General features: G+C 49.4%; 23 protein-coding genes. 4 read left to right on the forward strand and 19 right to left on the reverse strand.

Annotation, left to right across the window (positions count from 1 at the left end; translation table 11 throughout):
- Positions 1–34: 34 nt before the first annotated feature.
- The 18 genes from MJ768_RS11600 to MJ768_RS11680 all read right to left on the reverse strand — a co-directional run bounded on the left by MJ768_RS11600 (position 35) and on the right by MJ768_RS11680 (position 12,435).
- On the reverse strand, positions 35–985 hold the full coding sequence (locus tag MJ768_RS11600) for a beta-1,6-N-acetylglucosaminyltransferase (protein WP_239291979.1): 951 nt from the start codon (positions 983–985) through the stop codon (positions 35–37).
- On the reverse strand, positions 985–2,967 hold the full coding sequence (locus MJ768_RS11605; protein WP_239291980.1) for a CRTAC1 family protein: 1,983 nt from the start codon (positions 2,965–2,967) through the stop codon (positions 985–987). The genes MJ768_RS11600 and MJ768_RS11605 overlap by 1 nt, the downstream gene beginning before the upstream one ends.
- Positions 2,968–3,206: 239 nt before the next feature.
- Positions 3,207–4,331 (reverse strand): glycosyltransferase WbsX family protein, encoded by a 1,125-nt coding sequence (locus tag MJ768_RS11610; protein WP_239291981.1) that lies wholly within the window; start codon positions 4,329–4,331, stop codon positions 3,207–3,209.
- A 12-nt stretch (positions 4,332–4,343) separates the two neighbouring features.
- Positions 4,344–5,531, reverse strand: a complete 1,188-nt coding sequence (locus MJ768_RS11615; RefSeq protein ID WP_239291982.1) for a glycosyltransferase — start codon at positions 5,529–5,531, stop codon at positions 4,344–4,346.
- Positions 5,532–5,768: 237 nt separating this feature from the next.
- Positions 5,769–6,551 carry a class I SAM-dependent methyltransferase gene (locus MJ768_RS11620; RefSeq protein ID WP_239291983.1) on the reverse strand — a complete coding sequence of 261 codons (783 nt, stop codon included), beginning with the start codon at positions 6,549–6,551 and terminating at the stop codon, positions 5,769–5,771.
- Positions 6,552–6,579: 28 nt separating this feature from the next.
- Positions 6,580–7,827 (reverse strand): ABC transporter ATP-binding protein, encoded by a 1,248-nt coding sequence (locus tag MJ768_RS11625; RefSeq protein WP_239291984.1) that lies wholly within the window; start codon positions 7,825–7,827, stop codon positions 6,580–6,582.
- Between the two features lie 2 nt (positions 7,828–7,829).
- Positions 7,830–8,033, reverse strand: coding sequence for a type II toxin-antitoxin system HicA family toxin (locus tag MJ768_RS11630; protein ID WP_239291986.1), 204 nt, complete (start codon positions 8,031–8,033; stop codon positions 7,830–7,832).
- The gene (locus MJ768_RS11635; RefSeq protein WP_239291987.1) at positions 8,026–8,232 is read right to left on the reverse strand and encodes a type II toxin-antitoxin system HicB family antitoxin; all 207 of its coding nucleotides are present in this window, start codon (positions 8,230–8,232) and stop codon (positions 8,026–8,028) included. The genes MJ768_RS11630 and MJ768_RS11635 overlap by 8 nt, the downstream gene beginning before the upstream one ends.
- Positions 8,219–8,452 (reverse strand): DUF5615 family PIN-like protein, encoded by a 234-nt coding sequence (locus tag MJ768_RS15500; protein ID WP_445082998.1) that lies wholly within the window; start codon positions 8,450–8,452, stop codon positions 8,219–8,221. Before MJ768_RS15500 ends, MJ768_RS11635 begins: the two co-directional genes overlap by 14 nt.
- On the reverse strand, positions 8,449–8,673 hold the full coding sequence (locus tag MJ768_RS11640; protein WP_239291989.1) for a DUF433 domain-containing protein: 225 nt from the start codon (positions 8,671–8,673) through the stop codon (positions 8,449–8,451). Before MJ768_RS11640 ends, MJ768_RS15500 begins: the two co-directional genes overlap by 4 nt.
- A gap of 86 nt (positions 8,674–8,759) precedes the next feature.
- On the reverse strand, positions 8,760–9,029 hold the full coding sequence (locus tag MJ768_RS11645) for a hypothetical protein (RefSeq protein ID WP_239291990.1): 270 nt from the start codon (positions 9,027–9,029) through the stop codon (positions 8,760–8,762).
- A 40-nt stretch (positions 9,030–9,069) separates the two neighbouring features.
- Positions 9,070–9,531, reverse strand: coding sequence for a HepT-like ribonuclease domain-containing protein (locus MJ768_RS11650; RefSeq protein WP_239291991.1), 462 nt, complete (start codon positions 9,529–9,531; stop codon positions 9,070–9,072).
- Positions 9,528–9,809, reverse strand: coding sequence for a nucleotidyltransferase domain-containing protein (locus tag MJ768_RS11655; RefSeq protein ID WP_239291992.1), 282 nt, complete (start codon positions 9,807–9,809; stop codon positions 9,528–9,530). Before MJ768_RS11655 ends, MJ768_RS11650 begins: the two co-directional genes overlap by 4 nt.
- Positions 9,790–10,173 carry an ATP-binding cassette domain-containing protein gene (locus tag MJ768_RS11660; RefSeq protein WP_445082999.1) on the reverse strand — a complete coding sequence of 128 codons (384 nt, stop codon included), beginning with the start codon at positions 10,171–10,173 and terminating at the stop codon, positions 9,790–9,792. Before MJ768_RS11660 ends, MJ768_RS11655 begins: the two co-directional genes overlap by 20 nt.
- A gap of 18 nt (positions 10,174–10,191) precedes the next feature.
- Positions 10,192–10,575 carry a DUF433 domain-containing protein gene (locus MJ768_RS11665; protein WP_239291994.1) on the reverse strand — a complete coding sequence of 128 codons (384 nt, stop codon included), beginning with the start codon at positions 10,573–10,575 and terminating at the stop codon, positions 10,192–10,194.
- Positions 10,576–10,698: 123 nt separating this feature from the next.
- The gene (locus tag MJ768_RS11670) at positions 10,699–11,079 is read right to left on the reverse strand and encodes a hypothetical protein (RefSeq protein ID WP_239291995.1); all 381 of its coding nucleotides are present in this window, start codon (positions 11,077–11,079) and stop codon (positions 10,699–10,701) included.
- Positions 11,080–11,219: 140 nt separating this feature from the next.
- On the reverse strand, positions 11,220–11,537 hold the full coding sequence (locus MJ768_RS11675; protein WP_239291996.1) for a hypothetical protein: 318 nt from the start codon (positions 11,535–11,537) through the stop codon (positions 11,220–11,222).
- Positions 11,538–11,616: 79 nt separating this feature from the next.
- Positions 11,617–12,435, reverse strand: a complete 819-nt coding sequence (locus tag MJ768_RS11680) for an ABC transporter permease (protein ID WP_239291997.1) — start codon at positions 12,433–12,435, stop codon at positions 11,617–11,619.
- Between the two features lie 724 nt (positions 12,436–13,159).
- Here MJ768_RS11680 and ppk1 point away from each other — a divergent pair.
- A complete protein-coding gene (ppk1, locus tag MJ768_RS11685) occupies positions 13,160–15,256 on the forward strand; it encodes a polyphosphate kinase 1 (protein ID WP_239291998.1) in 2,097 nt (698 codons plus the stop codon).
- 222 nt (positions 15,257–15,478) lie between these two features.
- Here ppk1 and MJ768_RS11690 read toward each other — a convergent pair whose 3' ends face one another.
- A complete protein-coding gene (locus MJ768_RS11690) occupies positions 15,479–15,757 on the reverse strand; it encodes an EF-hand domain-containing protein (protein WP_239291999.1) in 279 nt (92 codons plus the stop codon).
- A 416-nt stretch (positions 15,758–16,173) separates the two neighbouring features.
- Between MJ768_RS11690 and MJ768_RS11695 the strand changes: the two genes are divergently transcribed.
- Genes MJ768_RS11695 through pgsA form a run of 3 tightly spaced genes read left to right on the forward strand, consistent with a single transcriptional unit; the run spans position 16,174 to position 19,219 of the window.
- On the forward strand, positions 16,174–16,833 hold the full coding sequence (locus MJ768_RS11695; RefSeq protein ID WP_239292000.1) for a uracil-DNA glycosylase: 660 nt from the start codon (positions 16,174–16,176) through the stop codon (positions 16,831–16,833).
- Between the two features lie 14 nt (positions 16,834–16,847).
- Positions 16,848–18,647, forward strand: coding sequence for an excinuclease ABC subunit UvrC (uvrC, locus tag MJ768_RS11700; RefSeq protein ID WP_256449860.1), 1,800 nt, complete (start codon positions 16,848–16,850; stop codon positions 18,645–18,647).
- Between the two features lie 2 nt (positions 18,648–18,649).
- Positions 18,650–19,219 (forward strand): CDP-diacylglycerol--glycerol-3-phosphate 3-phosphatidyltransferase, encoded by a 570-nt coding sequence (pgsA, locus tag MJ768_RS11705; RefSeq protein ID WP_239292002.1) that lies wholly within the window; start codon positions 18,650–18,652, stop codon positions 19,217–19,219.
- Positions 19,220–19,397 lie beyond the last annotated feature (178 nt).

Here is a 19,397-nt window from a genome sequence, read left to right on the forward strand (position 1 = left end):
GTTCTGAGTCGCTAAGATGCAAGCACGATGCTGTCTAGCGCCCCAAAACTGCTGAGTCCACTGCCGCGTCAAACTTGCGTCCGAAGTCTTTACCAGAGCGCGTTATGGCGTCGAGATCTAAAAAAGTGAGTGTTTTGGGATGCTCCACCCTGGAGGTTTTCCACACAATAAATCTGCGGTTGTCATCACATACCTTTAGTTCCTTGCAATTCCATAGCACCGTCTGGAAGTAGGATTCAGATGGTATAAATGTATGGCGAAAATACTCAAGCACTTCCGGTCGGTGCTGCCCAAACGCAATGAGGTGCGTAAGTGCGCGGTGCGAACAGGTAAACCAGTCACTGCCTTTGTAGCACAATAAGGCGTCCGAGAATGGATGCCTTATTGTGCGTATGCCAAGCCGCAGTGGTGTATTGTGCGGACCGCCTTCGATCCGCAACAGCGATTGTTGAAGATTCAACTGCTGACGCCCCCAATTGAAGGCGGCACGCAGCCACCGTGGAATTCGGTACGCATAGCGAAAGCGCGGTAACGGCCGATAATGCAAATAGTAGCGGGCGTGATACGGGCCGTTTTTTACCGGTGCAGCTTTAACAAACGCGTCGTAGTGAGTGACTCTAAGTTCGGTTTCTATAGTGGCAAGGGGACGAAGTGGGTAGTCTTGGCCTGAAATAACCGACAACCAAGAGAAGTCTAGATTTTTGAGAGCATAGGCGATGCTGTGAAGGTATGCATCCAAAAAACTGTTATCTCCCCACTGCACCTCCACTCGTGGTACCACTGAATACACTCCATCAAGTTCCCGTAGGGCGCACTCGTCGAGAGGAGGGCTCTTCGCATCATGATGCAACAAGATGGCGGAATTCGGGCTCGTGGCACGCAGGGTTCGAATCAAACGAAACAGCTGCTCTACCTTGCCGTAAGACAAGATCAGATAAACGAACTCATGCCACGGTAAGTTGCTTGGCTTTGTCAGCTCAGTCATTACGCGGCCCCCCCGATCGCGGGCTGACCTGGCTCCTTGATGCGCAGCACCTGATCGGCCTTCACTCCCTGTAGTTCCTGTACCACTCCACTTGGCCACACGACCCTAATTTTTTCGACTTGCTGATGTTTGGCAAGGCCAAAATGCAGGCGCTGATGATTCTGCCCCCGCTCATGTATCCCGCCATCCTGGACGCGTACTTGGGTTACTCCTCCTGCCGTGACGCGAATTATCGCACCGATTCCGTCGCGGTTGGATGACGTTCCTTCAAGATCGAGTTCCAGCCAGTGGTTGCCATTCCCGACATTATGGTAGAGCCGATAGGTGCCGTTTTCGGAAGGCAGACCCAAACTTCGCCCCATGCTTCCCCCAGTGGCGACAAGAAGGTCGAGAAACCCGTCGCCGTTATAATCCACGGTTGTGACGGAGTCACCTACGCCTTTCCGGTCTCCGGCAGCACCTCCCGCCGCGCGCACCACATCGAAGTGTCCGTCGCCGCGATTGAGCAGCAGCAGATTCTCCTGCTTTCCGATTTCGCCGGAAGCCACCACGAAAAGATCCAGATGCATATCGTTGTCGAAATCTCCGGCAACGACATTGACACCGGCGATGATCCGCTTGTTGATACCCCGTTTGTCACTTTCTTCGACTAGCTTGGCATCTCGGTTCATAAATAGCCGCGCTGGTGCTTCTTCCGGGCTTGGCGGGTCGCCGATGGCCGCCAAGTCGGTAATGGCTCCGGTAGAGGTGACCTTGATTGCGATCTGTTGATGTTTGGACTTGTCTAACACCTCACGGGGTGCGGTTACACGCACCTCCCATTGATCCGGTGCGGTCATCCCGATAAAAACACCCGCTTGCTTGCCCGGTTCGTTGGCAGGTAAACCGGCGACGCCTGGTATTTTGGACGACAAGGCGAACGTGAAGTTGCCAGGGTGTGTGCCTTGCTTGCCAAGATGTATGCGATCAACCGACAGGGCATTATTAGGCGAGGCAGAGGCCACCCGGAATGTCAGCTGCCCAGTTGAGCGGAAGGTAAAACCTATCGGCTTGTCCACGTTTGCCTGGTCGCTCCGCACGTCGGCAATGACCTCGTTACTTCCGGGACGGCCAAAAGCGACTGGCCCCGGAGGGTTTTTTCGCGCTAGGTACAGATCAATGAAACCATCATTATCAAAGTCGCCGGCGGCGATATCTTCGAAGGCGGTTTTTGGTAGAAGATCAAGCTCTCTTGTAGGGAGTGTTGAAGTGTCGAATATTTGCGAGGTAGTTTTCCCCCCCGTGACTTTGCATACCACGTTGGGATGGTTGTCGTTATTGAGTGAGGTGGTAATGCAGAACATCGGCGACCTTGAGACGAACTTCAAAGCATCAGTCGATGCGGAAAACTTGCCGCCTTGCTGAAGAAAGATAAATGGCGGTTCAAGCTTGTCGAATCTTGATTCCGCACCCTGGAATAGATCGAGCTGACCGTCCCGGTTGAAGTCGTGCCACAAGGGCATGCGCGTTCTGCCAAAAGGATTTGCTATACCGGAAACCTCAGCTACATCCTCAAATTTTGTACCAAGATTTTGAAAAAGACGTTTCGGTTCCGAACCGACACCCTGGCCTGCGCCGGTCAGCTGAACCAGATCCATACGGCCGTCATTGTCGAAATCAGCCCAGGCCGCGCCGTGTTTATCACCTGAAAGATCCTTTGGTGCAAATAGAGTGTCTGTCACATCGGAAAAACGCCCTTGCCCCAGATTTCGAAAGAGTTTCGCCCCACGCAGGTGGTTGGTTACATAGAGGTCCGGCAGGCCATCGCCATCGAAATCACCCCAGGCTGCACCGTGGGTCATGCCGATGTATGTTATGCCGGAATTGGAGGTGGAGTCTTCAAAGATGATGGTGTTGACTTCAGCGTGGCGGAGGAAAGTCACGCCAAAGGCAAGAGCGATTATTATCACGATCAAGATAAAATAGCGCAGTGTCTTAGGCATATGGTTTACTCATTATTTTGGCTGGTATAAGTGCCATTCTACCCGATTGGTGAAGCCAGAATAATTCATCTGTTTGCACTGCTCGGTCATCGCTGTAGGGTGGCGCTGATTCATTCTTTTCCTGTTATGCCCGCGAAGACCAGGCATTCATAAATACCTATAAACACTGTATTCTGCATGCACGGCAATGGTAACGCAGAGTTGCAATTAATCCAGCGCTTTCTTAGCGGATCACATGTTTATCGAGATTCAGTAACTACCATTCCATCTAAGTCATGATCTTTCTTGACAAGTTCACTACGCAAAACCTCCAGATAGGCGTGCCCAAAGCGTAGATCCGGCTCCAAGTGGTTGCCTTCTGCCCACTCGTTCCAGGATTTCAGAAAAACCAACCTATGCTCGGGGGGCTTGCCTGATACATACTCAAGTGCTTGGCGCAAACTTTGGCGAAAGAGCTCGGGGGTAGAGCCTTCCATGACCAACCCATTCATCCCGCTTCGTGGTGTGTTGTCCCAACTTGGAATAACGCATGGCAGATATTCCATCTGTTGCGTGCATTCAGGAACAAAATTTTTCAGCAGGTCCTTGTATTGGTAGATAGAGAGACGATGCCCACCGAGTTTGGCCCTAAGCTTGAGTAGGGTATGTCGCCATGGTACCTTGCTCGTCAAGCCTGGCAGATTCTGAACCACTGCGGCATCAAAGCCGTTAATCTTGGGATCCCAATTATCGTGATGAGATACGCCCACTAAATAAATGCCAGGTAGCCCGGCTTGTTCCGCCATTTGTCGGAATAGTTGGGCAACGTGTTGAACATCGGGCACGTCTTTTGGTTTATAGATGATGAACAGCGGCTTGCCATCTACCTTGAGGTAACGCTCGTCTCTGAAGGCCGGCAGAAGCTCGCGGAAATGGGCCTCGTAATCCTCCGTGCCGGGATAAGTCTGCTCCATCAATATCCGCTTGGGGTTGCCATGCCAGATACCCGACCATGTGGCGTTTGCCCAGCATAGGCAAAATGGAAAATCTGGTTGACCTGACGCAAGCACTTCACTGAATGGTCGTTCGAGTAGGCGTTGACCCCCGAACCAATAGTGATAATAGCAAAAGGCCTCAATCCCATATGCGCGTGCCATTTCTGCCTGCGCAACGCGTGTTTCCGGGACGCGTAGATCGTAGAACCCAAGATCCGCTGGGACATGGGGTTGGTAGTGACCATGGAAAAGCGGCTTGGCCTTTGCGGCATTGGCCCACTCTGTAAAGCCTTTTCCCCACCACTCATCGTTTTCCGGGATGGGGTGGTATTGGGGGAGATAGAAAGCGATGGCGCGTGTAGCGGCCTTAGTGGTTAATTGCTTTAGCATACTTTGTCTCAGTTATTGGAAGAGTGGGTCTGCAGTCAACCTAATAATAATGGCTTCAATATTTCTGACATAGACATCCACGCTGAACAGGTCTTTAGCTCGTGCGCGGCCTGTGATGCTGAAATGTGATGCCAAATCGTTATTAGACAGAACCTGCGCGGCGGCAGCCGCTAGTTCTTCTGGGTGGTTAACAGGTACCAGGAAGCCGGTAATGCCATCGACGACGATTTCTTCTGGTCCGCCGCACCGAGTTGCAACTACAGGAACGCCAGCCGCCATAGCTTCCACAATGGTTCGGCCAAATGCCTCTTGCTCCGCCGAGACTACCAATAGATTAATGCCGGCCAGCATATTGGCTACATCAGTTCTCCATCCAACAAAATGGCATATATTTTCTAATCCAGCCTTTCGAGCTTTGATAATAAGCTCTCCAACCAATTTCTTCTCGCCATCACCAACAATTAAAAAGGCAATATCGTCAAAGGAAGCCTTCAGTTTTGATGCCGCCTCAATAAAGATACTATGGCCTTTTCTTGGTGTTATAGAACCTATCGTGGCAATGATCTTCGTATCTGATCCGACGCCAAGTTCTTGACGAAGCCCAGACTCCGTGTCCTGGATTAACTGGAATGAATCTAGATCAATTCCGTTATAAACCACAGACACTTTATTGTTGATGTTGCTACATGAGTACGCTTGGGCTAACGCCCGTGAATTCACAATCACATGATCTGAGAGTGCACCAACGATGTAAGAAATGAGGGATTGCGGTAGCAGTGGCTTGAGGTCTTTGTTTCCGGCTACATGTTCTCGTAGATGCCACAAATGGCGTCGATGGGTAGCGCGAGCGGCAAGAGCGCCCTCAATGCAGGTGACGGTATTGGTATAGACAAGGTCGATATCATGCTTCTTGATCACGGTCGCGATAGCATTAGCTCGCCTCTTTAATCCAATGAGTACTTTGGCTATACGTTTTGGGTAAATCTCTTTGGCCGCCTGGCCAAAAGCCACCCAATGATTAAGAGGAAGAATAATTACTGGAATATCCAGTTCCCTAGCTTCGTCAGTTAACGGCCCGTTCCGAGGTACAAGTAGATAAGGTGTAACAAGGTCGCGGTTAATGCCTGCCAGGAGCGCCAACAATGAGCTTTGGGCACCATAGAGCATTGGGCCATGTGAGATGAAAAGCACTTTAATCATTATGATGAAGTGCGGGGCGTGTTGTTAGTCCTTGTCATCTGGAATGCGGCATTTATGTTGACACAAGAGGATACCTGATTAGCCATGAAGTTCAGCCAGCGCAATCGACAAGCCTGAAGAGGCGCAAGATATGCGTCATTCTGACGAAAGGCGATGTGAAATTTGGATCAACAACGTGCAGTTTCAAAGGTTTTTCATCCATACCGGACGACGAAATTGTGTGGCTGAACATTGTGGCTAATCAGGATAGGATATGATTTGTCTTGTAAGAACTGCTATTCCTTTGCCGCGCTTTAGCCGAGTCAAGTGAAACTCGGGATATGCTTGTAACCATTCCTTAGATACCGCTATTTCTCCCGGTCTGTTCGCATCATCGAGAATGATGGTGCATTTCTCCGCCAAGTGTGGATATAAAACCAGCAGCGCGGGTAGTCGTGCTCTTTCTTGCCCATCTTGATAAGCGGGTGGTCCATCGACGATTAAGAGGTCAATTTTTTTGCCTTCCAGCAACTGGGGAACGTCAGCGTACCACTCCATGCCAAGTGGCTCGATTTTCACGAGCGGACAGTGAGCGAACTTGACGCGATCTTCGACGCCGTTTGCTTGCGCATACCTCCTGGAAATCTCCAGGAAATGACTTTCATGGTCGATTGAGATATGAAGATAATCTTTAGCTTTTTGCAATTCCATGGTGCGCGCTATTAGTACGGTCGAACTTCCGGAACCAAGTTCAAGGATGGTTCGAGGCGGTTCGGCGATGAGCTGCTGGATCAAATATTTGGCGTGGAAGCTATCGATACTTACATCACCTAGAAAGACCGGGAATCTCAGGCCAAGCGCCGTTATGGCCACAGTGTTTTCAATTTCGGCCGTTTTCTCGTCTAGCACGGTCAGAAATTGACGATCTATGTGGGAGGTTAGGTGGGAAATTTGGTTGCTAAGACGCCAAATCATTAACCCAATAATTCCAAAGGCGCCTACAAGTAAAACGGCAACGAATATAGATAAGATTGATAACATATTGTCCTCGAATGGTTGTTTTAAAAAATCATGCGGTGAAGGTTGATTCCTGAGAAAATTCCCACCGCGCTGGAATATCCACCAACCCTAACATTGCCATCTTGGAAACTGCAACATCCTTTGGGTGAACTGTAAATATTTTCATATTTTCACCATAAAATATTTCGCGCCGGTTCCTATCTAGTACGCCGACGCGAATACCGTATGTGCCAGGAACCAATGGTAATCGCTCGATTTTGCACTCTATGAAATTACGACCAACCATTACAGTTGCTCGATCTTCAAGGTGCGCAGTTCCCATGGAGGCAATGTAAACCATGTCGGTAGTATGGAAGCCATAGACAATTTCTGCATTTATAATTTCACGGTTAGCATTAAATATTCCGTGGATAGTAGCTGGTGCTCCACAAACTAATTCGTCTCGCTCGCTCCCTTCAGCATCGAAAAGAGTGAGCGATTCTAGAGTCACTTCGCCGGTCATACGTACATTCCGTCCGGACTTGTATTGTTGAGCAACCTGCTCGGAGATTTTGGCGTTGCTTTGTTTGTAGAAAAGTTCGCAAATATCTTTAGGTGCGCCCTCGGCACTAATTCTGCCATGATCGAGCAGTAGGGCGCGCGTACAGAGGCGCTCAACTTGCCGTATGTTATGACTAACGAGTAGTACCGTCCTGCCTTGTTGATGGATCAGATCTTCCATTCGATCAAAACACTTGCGCTGAAAAGCCAGATCCCCCACCGCCAGCACTTCGTCCACGATCAGGATATCTGCGTCGATGCTGGTAGCGATGGCAAACCCAAGGCGTACCGACATACCGGAACTATAACGTTTGATCGGTGTATCGATGAATTCTTCCAGTTCGGCGAATGCGACGATGTCGTCAAATTTCCTCTTGATCTCGGCCTTGGGGATGCCGAGGATGGCGCCATTGAGGTATATGTTCTCGCGTCCGGTGAGATCGCCCACCAGGCCGGCACCCACTTCGATCAGTGGCGCTATCTTACCTTTGACGGTGATGTTGCCGCTGGAGGATTTTGAAATATTGGCCAGCAGTTTGAGCATGGTGCTTTTGCCGGCGCCGTTGTGGCCAATTATGCCAACGACTTCACCTGCTTCTATGTTGAAGCTGACGTCGTCCAGCGCCTTGAATGGGGCACGTTCTTCAACTGGCTGGCCTGTGAGCCGCCGCCACTGGTTTAGTGCAGTGGATTTCAGGCTCTGCAACTGGCCAAGCTGGTATTCTTTGGTGACGTGGTTGACTTCGATGATGGGCATGGTTATTTAAAGTCTTCCTTACTAAGGCCGGACTGCCTGGGAATAGAGGCAAACGTGCCTAATGGTATTTTCTTCTTGGGATCAGGAACAATCACGGTTCTTTCACCTTTACGGAATTTCTTATGGCTGCTTTTTTGGGAAATAAAGATGAAACCGTGCCGCAGCAAGATATTAACAATCGTATTTGATGAATAAAGCTCAGCCATTGACAGCGTATTCTCCAAGCAGGGCTTCTTCTATGGGGTGGTATTCTGCCTCCCCTTCTTCAAAGTAGAGCTCGGTGGCGTCCTTCAGATTCTGGATCGCTTCGTCAATAGTGTCGCCACAGCTTGCTACGTCAATATTTAAGCATTGTGAAACGTAATATTTATCTTCCCGGTAAACGACAAATTTAAGGTTTTTCATGGTTCACTTCCATCCATAATAAAAGGAAACCGACTATCTGGAATAAGTGAAATGGGGTCGCACCAGTCAATTGGGATAGACACCATTTCCCGGTTTTCGCAGCTAAAGCCGCTCCTATAAAAGCGTTCGAGACTGAGGCCGCATGGGCAGAGCCCAGGTAATGATCTGCCAGCTTTGTTACCAGACGCGGCGAGAGATTTTGGTCGAACAACAGCTTCATGCCGCAACGGCGATCTGGTGTCTCTCGCGGTCGGCTGCATAGGCCAGGCAGGCCTGGATATCTTCCGCAGTAAGGTAGGGGAAGTCGGCCAAGATTTCACCAGGCGTCATGCCAGAGGCCAGATAGTCCAGAATGTCATATGCCGTCATGCGTATGCCACGGATGCATGGTTTGCCTCCGCGCTTACCTGGCTCGATGGTGATTCTGTCTCTGTAGTTCATGCTTGATCTCCTTATGTATTCCGCAGAATCAATAAACTCATTGCATATGGTGCGGGCCAGCCTGCAATTTGCTGTGACGTGCGGTGCTACCTTGATAATGATTGACGTCTGTTTAGCGTGTTGGCCAGCAGATTGAGCATCGTGCTCTCGACTGACCTGTTGGTGCCAATAATACCAAACAATACCGCGCCTTGCTCGACAGAGAACGTGACATCATCAAGTGCCTTGAACGGGGTGCGTTCTTCAATCGGTTGTCCGGTGAACCGCCGCCACTGGTTGATCATGGTGGTTTTCAGGTTCTGCAATTGGCCAAGCTGGTATTCTTTGGTGACGTGGTTGACTTCGATGATGGGCATGGGGCGATATCAGTTGGAGTGTGGTAACGCGATATTACTATCAGCGGACGGGGTACTTTTTTTCTAGTTCGTGAGCATAGGCAGTGACCTTTGGCACCACAGCGAGAAGCTCTGGAGCGAGGGCCGCGACAGCGGCATAAATTTCGGCCATCTTGTCCGCCGCGTATTCATGTGCGATCAGATTTCTAAGTTCACGAATTCGTACAAGCTTTATGGCGTCATCTACCCACCCGCGCTTTTCAGCACGATGAATGCGATCCAACAGTGTTCCTGTAGCCGTGAGCTCCAGATCGTCAATAAGTCGCATCACTCTTTGCATGAGCAGATCGGATAGTCGGGCAAACCTGCTGGCTAATGATTCCAGGCGTTCCAGTTCTTCCGGCTGCCAGTCTTGCTGATTGAGCAGGTTGTGCGTCGGGTTGAGGGAAAAGCGCAAATGAGTAGCGGCGTTTTCCAGGCCGCGCAGCTCTTCCTGCAGTAGGAGCAGTTTATCCACATTCATAGCAGTTTCCCTTCTTTTACAGCCAGACGAGCGAATGGCCTGGAAAGATCAGCGTAGACGGCAAGATCAATTTTCTGCTCACCCAGTTGTTGATGGAGTTGGGCAAGGATGGTTAATTTCGTCATCAGGTTTATTTTCCTGGATAAAACAAGAAGGTCAATATCGCCACCCTTGGCGATATCGTCCGCACGCGAGCCAAAAAGGTAGACAATCGCATCCGGGTCCACCGATCGGATGGATTGAATGATGGCGTGTCGTTCAGTTTCGTGAAGGCGCATCGGGGTGATGAAAACAAATCAATGAACAAATCAATGGGGGCAGACACCAATTCTCGTTACTCTTGCCGGCGCCGTTGGTACCAATAATACCAACAACATCGCCTTGCTCGACGGAGAAGTTGACATCGTCCAGCGCCTTGAATGGAGCGCGTTCTTCAATCGGTTGGCTTGTGAGCCGCGCCACTGGTTGAGCACGGTAGTTTTCAGGCTTTGCAATTGGCCAAGCTGGTATTCCTTGGTGACGTGGTTGACTTCGACGATGGGCATGGTGAGTAGCGTATAGGGGTAGCGGGTAGTCAGCAGCGGTAGTGGGTGGGACTGATTCCCCCTTGTAATTTTCATGCTGCTTTGTATTGTCTGACATCCAATTCTACGCCTGCTTTCAGCGCTTCCTCAGCGTGTTCAAGCAAGCGCCTGACGACGGCATCATGCCAGAGGCCAGATAGTCCAGAATGTCATATACCGTCATGCGTATGCCACGGATGCATGGTTTGCCGCCGCGCTTGCCTGGCTCGATGGTGATTCGGTCTCTGTAGTTCATGCTTGATCTCCTTATGTATTCCGCAGAATCAACAAGCTCACTGTATTTGGTGCGAGCTAGCCTGCAACTAACTACGACATGCGGCGTCACCTTAAGCTTGATAGTGCCTGATGTCTGTTTCGGCGTTTTGGCCAGCAACTTGAATATGTTACTCTTGTCGGCGCCGTTGTGGCCAATACTTAATGCCAAGTACCTCACCTTGCTCAACGGAGAACGTGACGTCATTTAAGGGCCTTGAATGGAGCGCTCTTCAACCGGCTGGTCTGTGGCCGCCGCCACTGGTTGAGCGCTGTAGTTTTGAGGCACTGCAACTGGCCAAGCTAGTATTTCTTGATGACATGGTTGGCTTCAAAGATGGGGATAGGGGTAGCGAACAGCGGATAGGGGTTGGTGGGTAGTCAGCAGCGGTAGTGGGCTACGGGCTGGTTTCAAAACGGGCGCGCCAATTTCGATACAGTCGGCTAAAGTTTTGGCTGCATCAATTGCAGCCATAAGGGCAGCAAAGCGAACCTCCGATTGGTCTGGATATTCGTGGGCCAACCTGTTACGAACTTCGCGCCAAGCCAACCAATTGTCCACATCAAGGTATCCCAGCTTTTCCAAACGATTTAGCCGGTCACGCATGGGCCAATCTTCAAATGGCTCACGCAGACTGGCCAGTGTTGCTGGTATTAAGCGCTCTCCCACCGTGTCCTGCAATTTGATAAAGCGAAAAAGCAGTTGGTCCACAATCCGGACGCGGGCGGGATCACTTTCCAACGCTTGCCACGTGATCGCAGGCGATACATTCTATTCAGCTAATACTTCCGTAAGGATGTCAAAGTGGCGATTCGCCTCCCAAAGCACAGCAACAAGTTTGTCTGTCGGCATCATACTTGCGCCACCTGGATTCCTTCACGTTTTGCCGCAGCAACTACCTCCCGCGAATCTTGCTGGACTTGCGTGGCAATAACGACGTCAATGCGCTGTTCATCAAGCAGCCGGTAAATGCGCGACACAAAACGGGTGCGACGGCGCACCAACTCCGCAGGGGGCATGGCTTCGGTAATCTCAACCAGCAGATCAATTTCTCCCCCACGCTTGCTGTCATCCACACGGGAACCAAAGAGAAACACTGATGTACCAGGTGTAAATGCTTCCCGGGCAGCTTGTGCAATGGCATTCACCTCGTTGGGTTGCAATCTCATGTTTATCCTAAAAAAACGCGCATAGCAGGTAACACCTGTAATCTTTACGCGCAATCCGCTAACGTCTATCTACTTGCCCTCAAATCACATCCGCGAAATAAGACTCCGCCCGCTTGAAGAAGGCGTAGCTTAGAGGGAGCAGGATCGTAACCAAGATAAGGCCGGGTACCATGGCCGCCAGATCCGGCGGCTGGTTTCTCAGCACTACGCTCTGAAACGCGTCAATGATGCCCGCCAGAGGGTTAAGGGTATATAGGGTATAGAGCAGGTTGGACCACTCGCCGGCAGCTTGTTGCTCCAAAAGCTTATCCTTCACCAGTTGCAATGGGTAGATCACCGGAGATGCATACATGAGCAGGGAAAGCAGCACGGGCAAGGCAGTCCCCATATCCCGGTAGTAAACATTGATTGCTGCGCCAGCAAATGCGATGCTTAAGGCTGCCAGAATCGTGTAAAGAATGATGAAAGGTACCCATAGGATGTACATGCTCGGTATATATTGAAACCAAATCATGAGTCCGGCCAGGATAATAAAGTTGATGCCAAGCTCCACAAGCTTGGTGACGACTGCCGTTATGGGGAATATCTCGCGCGGGAAATAGATTTTTTTGATCAGGTTGGCATTGCCCACCACACTGTTTACTCCCTCTGATGCAGATTCTTGAAAGAAAATCCAGGGCATGAGTGCAGCGAAGGTTAGGAGGGGATAAGGAATGTTGCCACTGTCAATGCCAACGAAGCTCTTGACCAATGTAAAGATCAGCATGAGGATGAGCGGCTTCACTACAGCCCAGGCAATGCCCAGATATGCCTGTTTGTAGCGCAGCGTGACGTTCTTCCAAGCAAGTACTGTCATCAGTTCGCGGTATTCGACAAGATTTTTTACTACTGCAATCATCTGCGTTGTTGCTCCCTTTGATCTGTTGATGGATTATAAATTTGAGTTGCACATACTTTGGATATCGGCCTGACTGGCACTGAGTCCGATACCTCGTATAGTTTGCGCCACCTGCCACCAGTATTCTTATTTGTTTGTATTGTTATTTTTGCGATTTTTTAGCTGTAAGCATGAGCCCGCGCAGATCAAATCTTAAATGGCATTTTTCGACTAAGCTTCAGAATTTGCGTCCTCTTTTCATTATTGTCGGCTATACAATTTTTATTGAAAATACCTGCCGTCATTAGCTTAATGAAAAACCTCTTTGCTTGCTTTGTATCCTAACATTTTTAATAAACTCTGTGCCAACTATGGTTTCGGGGATTGCTTGAGCATGATTGAAGTTTTTGATTTGTTTATGGGACAAGCCGAGAGCACATGTCTGAGTTGCTGGAGAACTCAAAATAAAACTGATAGTTGAAAGTTGTAAGCTAATGGAATGGTTTTAATAATTATAAGCACACGAATAATCATGCATGCCAAATTGATTGCGCCAGTATCAGCATGAACGATGGGGGTATTATGCAGCGTTCAATTGCACGCCCTCTTCAGGAGTGTTTGGCATTGCATGTTAACGAGAGTTTTTTAAGAAAAGCAGGATAGAATTGGCTAAAATTACAAAAATTGCAGGTCAACAAAAGTTATTTAATCTAACTGACTTTCATGTGCAGCCTGGTAACTATAAATGAACCGTACAGCAAGTAAAGATTTTCGCTCGCAGCATTTTATTAATCGTGAGCTAGGTCAACTTGAGTTCAACCAGCGCGTGTTGGCACAAGCAGAAAATGTCAGCATCCCGATTCTGGAACGTCTGAAATACCTGTGTATTGTCAGCAGCAACCTGGATGAGTTTTTTGAAATCCGTGTCGCCGGGTTGAAGGAACAAATCAATCTTAAAATTATTGCCTCCGGGCCAGACGGCATGGATGCACGCCAGACACTCAAGCAAATACGGGAGCAAGCGCATCGTCTCATCGAGCGGCAATATCGCATACTTAACAGCGACATTCTGCCTGTATTGGATATGCATGGCATTCGTTTCCTGCGCCGCACTAGCTGGAATGATACTCAACGCGCCTGGATCAAAAATTTCTTTTTGTGTGAAGTGATGCCGGTGCTTACTCCAATCGGCCTTGATCCATCACACCCTTTTCCTCGTGTACTTAACAAAAGTCTGAATTTTGCTGTCGATCTGGTAGGCAAAGATGCCTTCGGGCGCAATTCTGCCAAGGCCATTGTGCAGGCGCCGCGCGTGTTGCCGCGCACTATTTTATTGCCGTCTGAAATCAGCGGTTGTGCGCATGGCTTTGTATTTCTTTCTTCTATTTTGCATGCTCATGTCGGCGAGCTGTTCGGCGGAATGGAAGTGTTGAGCTGCCACCAGTTCCGTGTTACGCGCAACAGCAATCTGTTTGTGGACGAGGAAGAGGTGAAAAATCTACGCATCAGTTTGCAGGGTGAATTGCCGCAGCGGCACTTCGGCAATGCTGTGCGCCTGGAAGTTACAGACAATTGCTCGCCGCAGGTAGCCACGTATTTGTTGCAGCAATTCGAGCTGGGACAGGATGACCTGTATCGCGTAGATGGCCCGGTAAATTTGGTGCGCCTGATGGGTATTCCCGACCAGGTCGCGCGCGATGACCTGAAATTCCCTGCTTTTGCTCCTGGCATACCCAGCGATTTGCTGAAGAAGGGCGCAGATATGTTCAAAGTCATCCGCAAGAACGATATTCTGCTGCATCACCCTTTCCAGTCGTTTAAACCTGTCATCGATCTTATCCAGCAGGCCGCCGCCGATCCAAGTGTGGTGGCCATCAAACAGACCGTGTATCGCACCGGTGTGGATTCAGAATTAATGGAAGCACTCGTCACCGCTGCCCAACATGGTAAAGAAGTGACTGTCGTGGTGGAGCTGCTGGCGCGTTTTGATGAGGAAGCCAACATCAACTGGGCAAGCCGTTTGGAAGAAGTGGGGGCGCATGTGGTGTATGGTGTTGTTGGACACAAGACACATGCCAAGATGTTGATGGTGGTTCGGCGCGAGGATGGCAAGCTGCGCCGCTATGTGCATCTGGGCACCGGTAATTATCATCCGCGCACTGCACGGCTTTATACGGACTTCGGCCTGTTCACGAGCAATGAGCAAATGTGTGCAGACGTAAATGAGGTATTTACACAGCTGACCGGTCTGGGCAAAGCGGGCAAATTAAATTATTTGTGGCAATCGCCTTTTTCGTTGCACAGCCAGATTCTGCGTGCTATTCAGAATGAAACCAAACTCGCCAAGGCAGGCAAGCGCGCGCACATTATCGCCAAGATGAACGCGTTGCTTGAACCGGAAATCATCAGGGCGTTGTACGAAGCAGCGCAGGCCGGTGTGAAGGTGGATCTTATTGTACGCGGGGTGTGCGCGCTTCGTCCGGGAGTGCCGGGACTATCCGAAAATATCCGTGTGCGCTCGATAATTGGCCGTTTTTTGGAACACACACGCATATTCTATTTTCGCAATAATCTGGCGCATAACGTGTATCTGAGCAGTGCCGATTGGATGGACCGCAATTTCTTCCGTCGTATAGAGGTGTGTTTTCCAGTGCTCGACAAGAAGCTGAAAAAACGCGTGATCGATGAAGGACTGAAAGTTTATCTACAGGACAACTTTCAAGCTTGGGAAATGGATTCGAATGGCCATTATCGAGCGAAGGCCCCCCGTCGTTCTGTGCTGAAATGTGCGCAATTTTCATTATTGCAGCGACTCGCCGATCCGGCGCTTAAGCTGCCATAAGCGATATCTCTGGGCCAGGAAATGAGGAAGATGTAACGTCAGGAGGAAGAACAGTTTGATGGATTTAAAAGAGGACGAATAAAATATTACGTTGAATTCCCTTTCGATTCAATTTGTTCAAATATGAACCATATATATCAGGCGATGCAAAAAAAGTGCGTCAGGGGGAGCTGACGCACCAGAAGGGGAGCTTTCATGAACAAAAACAGAACAGAACTCAGATTATTTCGTTTGCCTACTTTCTTTCGCAAACTCATCTTTGCTTAATTTGCCGTCATGGTTGGCATCCAGTTCTTTGAATACCTGGGTGGGCATTTGCTTGGTTGTGGCTTCTTCCAAACTAACAAAGCTATCATGGTTTGTGTCGTAAGCTACCCAAGACGGCGTATCTTCTTTTGTTATGGAATCAGCCTGAACAATGCCAGTCGCGCCAATTAACAGCATAGAAACTAGAGCTATTGATTGGGCCGCTTTATTTTGTAACGTTGATGAATAATTCATCTTGTTTCCTTTATCAGCTCAGCAATATTGCTGTATTGATAAGCTAAGCATATATCATGCCATTTTTAATTTGTATTAAAAAACAGATAATTAATATTATTTTTTTATAAAATTTAAATAATTGGAATATTTGTGTCGCTACATGGCAACAGAAAACCTGCATGATAATTCTAACTACTTGAAATAGAGTAAGTACTATTGTCGTCGAGAACAGACGTATTAGAAATATCCATATGGATATGTGAGATTGAGTTATAAGTGCATCGCACACAACGTTCACAGCGAAGGCAATTCAGATTATTACGATTGAGTTGCTGACGCGGGTTAAAACTTTATTTATCTCCAGAGCTATGGATTTCTACAGTATTTATTTTTCAGTCAGTGCGTTGCACTTTGATTATTTGGATAAGTAGCGCATGGAATTTTCTACTGCCTGCCGATTATGTCCGCGCTTGGCGAACTTTCTGGATGAGGTGCGCCAAGCACATCCAGATTACTATGCTCATCCGGTCCCATCCTTCGGTGACGCGCAGGCGCGCCTGCTAATAGTGGGGTTGGCACCCGGCATGCACGGAGCGAATCGCACAGGTCGGCCGTTCACCGGTGATTTTGCCGGCAAATTGCTGTATTCCACACTTTATCAATTTGGTTTTGCCAGTCAAGCCGAGCCTTTGAACATGGCAGGCCAAGCTAATGCCGAACTGATTTTAAGCGATTGCCGCGTTACCAATGCTGTGCGTTGCCTGCCGCCGCAGAATAAGCCGGAACCTGCAGAGGTGCGGCAATGCAATCAATATCTGGTGGCTGAACTGGCTTCTTTGCCGTTGGGCGCAGTAGTACTGGCTTTAGGAGCGATTGCCCATCTGGCGGTGTTGTGTGCGCTGGGCTTGCAAATCAAAGACTATAAATTTACGCATGGCGTGCGGCATGCACTACCGAACGGCATAATGCTGTATGACAGTTACCATTGCAGTCGCTACAATACCCAGACCAAGCGCCTGAACGAAGCGATGTTTCATGCCATTTTCAGCGCAATTACTCTATATTTGCATAGCCTTGATCCAAACAATAAATAGCCTTGACCCAAACAATCGAGTTTGATCTTAAATCATTTGTCGCTAGTTTGCCCCTGCTGCCTGGTGTGTATCGTATGCTGGATAGTCAAGGGCAAGTGCTTTATGTCGGCAAAGCTGGGCAGCTTAAAAAACGCGTCGCATCCTACTTCCAGAAAACAAATATCTCGCCGCGTATCAGCCTGATGGTGTCGCATATTGCCTGTATTGAGGTGACGGTCACTCGCTCCGAGGCTGAGGCCCTGCTGCTGGAAAATAACTTAATAAAAGCATTAAAACCGCGATATAACATACTTTTTAGAGATGATAAATCCTATCCATATATCGTCCTGACCGGGCATGGCTTTCCTCGCTTGGCATATTATCGTGGTGCGATTGGTAAGCACCAACAATATTTCGGACCCTACCCCAACTCACATGCCGCCAAGGAAAGCATACAGTTGCTGCAAAAAGTATTTCGCATCCGTACTTGCGAGGACAGCACATTTTCCAATCGCGCCCGCCCCTGTTTGCTGCACCAGATTCATCGCTGTACTGCCCCTTGTGTTGGGTTGATTAGCCAGCAGAATTACGCAATCGATGTACGTAACGCGAATTTGCTATTACAAGGCAAGCAAGGTGAGGTAGAAGGATTGCTGCGACTAGCCATGGAGCAAGCGGCAGAAGCCCAACACTACGAGCAGGCCGCTGCGCTACGCGACCAGTTGCATGCGCTGCATACGGTGCAGCAAAAGCAGTTCATGGAAAGTGGTCGTGCAACGGATGCGGATATCGTCGCCGTCGCTGAGTTGAATGGCGCGCTGTGCGTGAATCTGGCCATGGTGCGCGGCGGCAGACATCTGGGTGATAAGAGCCTTTTTCCGCAAAATGCCGAAGGGCAGGCGGCTGATGAAGTGCTGCATGCCTTTCTGACACAGCATTACTTAAATCATAGCGTGCCGCCTCTTATTCTCACCAGCACGCCTCTCGCGGCAGATGCCTTGGAAGAACTGCTTGGAGAGCAGGTAGGACATAAGGTGCAGATACGCCACAGCGTAAGTGGTGAGCGGCGCCAATGGTTGGATATGGCGCTGAAAAATGCTCTACTGGCATTACATCAGCAAGCAGGTCAGCAGGCCGGGCAGCTTGCTCGACTGGAAAAACTGCGCGAAGCGCTTGCGCTCCCGCAACTGTCACGCATCGAATGTTTTGATGTCAGCCACACCATGGGTGAAGCGACTGTGGCTTCCTGTGTCGTATACGATAGTTTGGCCATGCGTACTGCCGAGTATCGGCGCTACAACATTAGCGGTATTACTGGGGGAGACGACTACGCAGCAATGCGCCAAGCCTTGTTACGTCGCTATCAAAAATTACAGGCAGGGGAAGGCAAGCGTCCCGATTTGATTTTGATAGATGGCGGTGCGGGTCAGCTAAGTGTGGCTTGTCAGGTGTTGGAACAACTTGGCCTGATGGAAATCCCGTTAATGGGTGTAGCCAAAGGCGTGGAGCGCAAGCCCGGGTTAGAGCAATTGTTGCTACCGCAGCATGAAAAACCGCTACAATTGTTGCCGGACAATCCAGCATTGCACTTGATTCAGCAGGTGCGCGATGAAGCGCACCGTTTCGCTATTAGGGGACACCGTGCCAAGCGTGGTAAAGCGCGCACAACGTCCATGCTGGAGGAAATCAGCGGGGTAGGGGAGAGGCGCAGACGTAATTTGCTGGCCCGGTTTGGAGGTCTGCAAGGCGTGTACCAAGCCAGCTTGGAAGAATTGGCGCAGGTAGATGGTATTAGTCTGGCGCTGGCGGAAAAAATTTATCAACAATTGCACTGATCATGCCACTCAATATCCCAAATCTGCTGACTTGGTTTCGCATTATGCTCATACCTGTGTTTCTCGGGGTGTTCTACCTACCCGACACAACACTTTCCCTGCACCACAAGCATTTAGTCAGCACGGTAATATTCGCGTTGGCCGCTCTTACAGATTGGCTAGATGGTTATCTGGCGCGCGCGCTCAATCAGACTTCCGCTTTTGGCGCATTTCTCGATCCAGTCGCTGACAAGCTGATGGTGGCTGCTGCATTGATTGTGCTGGTAAAGCTTGGCTATGTGGATATGGTCATTGCATTCATCATTATCGGTCGTGAAATTGCCATCTCTGCTTTACGCGAATGGATGGCTCAGCTTGGTGAAAGTAAGAGTACCGCGGTTTCCATGTTGGGTAAGGTGAAAACTGTATTTCAGATGAGTGCCATATTGCTGCTGCTTTGCCATGAATCGCTGGTTGGTTTGCCTGCTAATACATTGGGTACGTTGCTGATTTATCTTGCTGCTATTTTGACATTGTGGTCTATGATTTATTACTTGAAACTTGCGCTGCCACAAATTGCCCGCAACAAATAGAAGGGGCATTATGTTGCATAAAATGTCCACTTCTAGTGGCAAGGCGCCACGAAATAATGCTTCGCCATTGTGCTATACAGAAAAGAACATTTCATTGAGCCCCCTACAAACAACCCGAACATTATGTTAGCCCAAAGTAGTAATGTCCGGTTTCTCCCAAGTAGAAATGTCCGCTGGT

The organism is Candidatus Nitrotoga sp. 1052, assembly GCF_927312905.1.
Classification (GTDB): Bacteria; Pseudomonadota; Gammaproteobacteria; order Burkholderiales; family Gallionellaceae; genus Nitrotoga.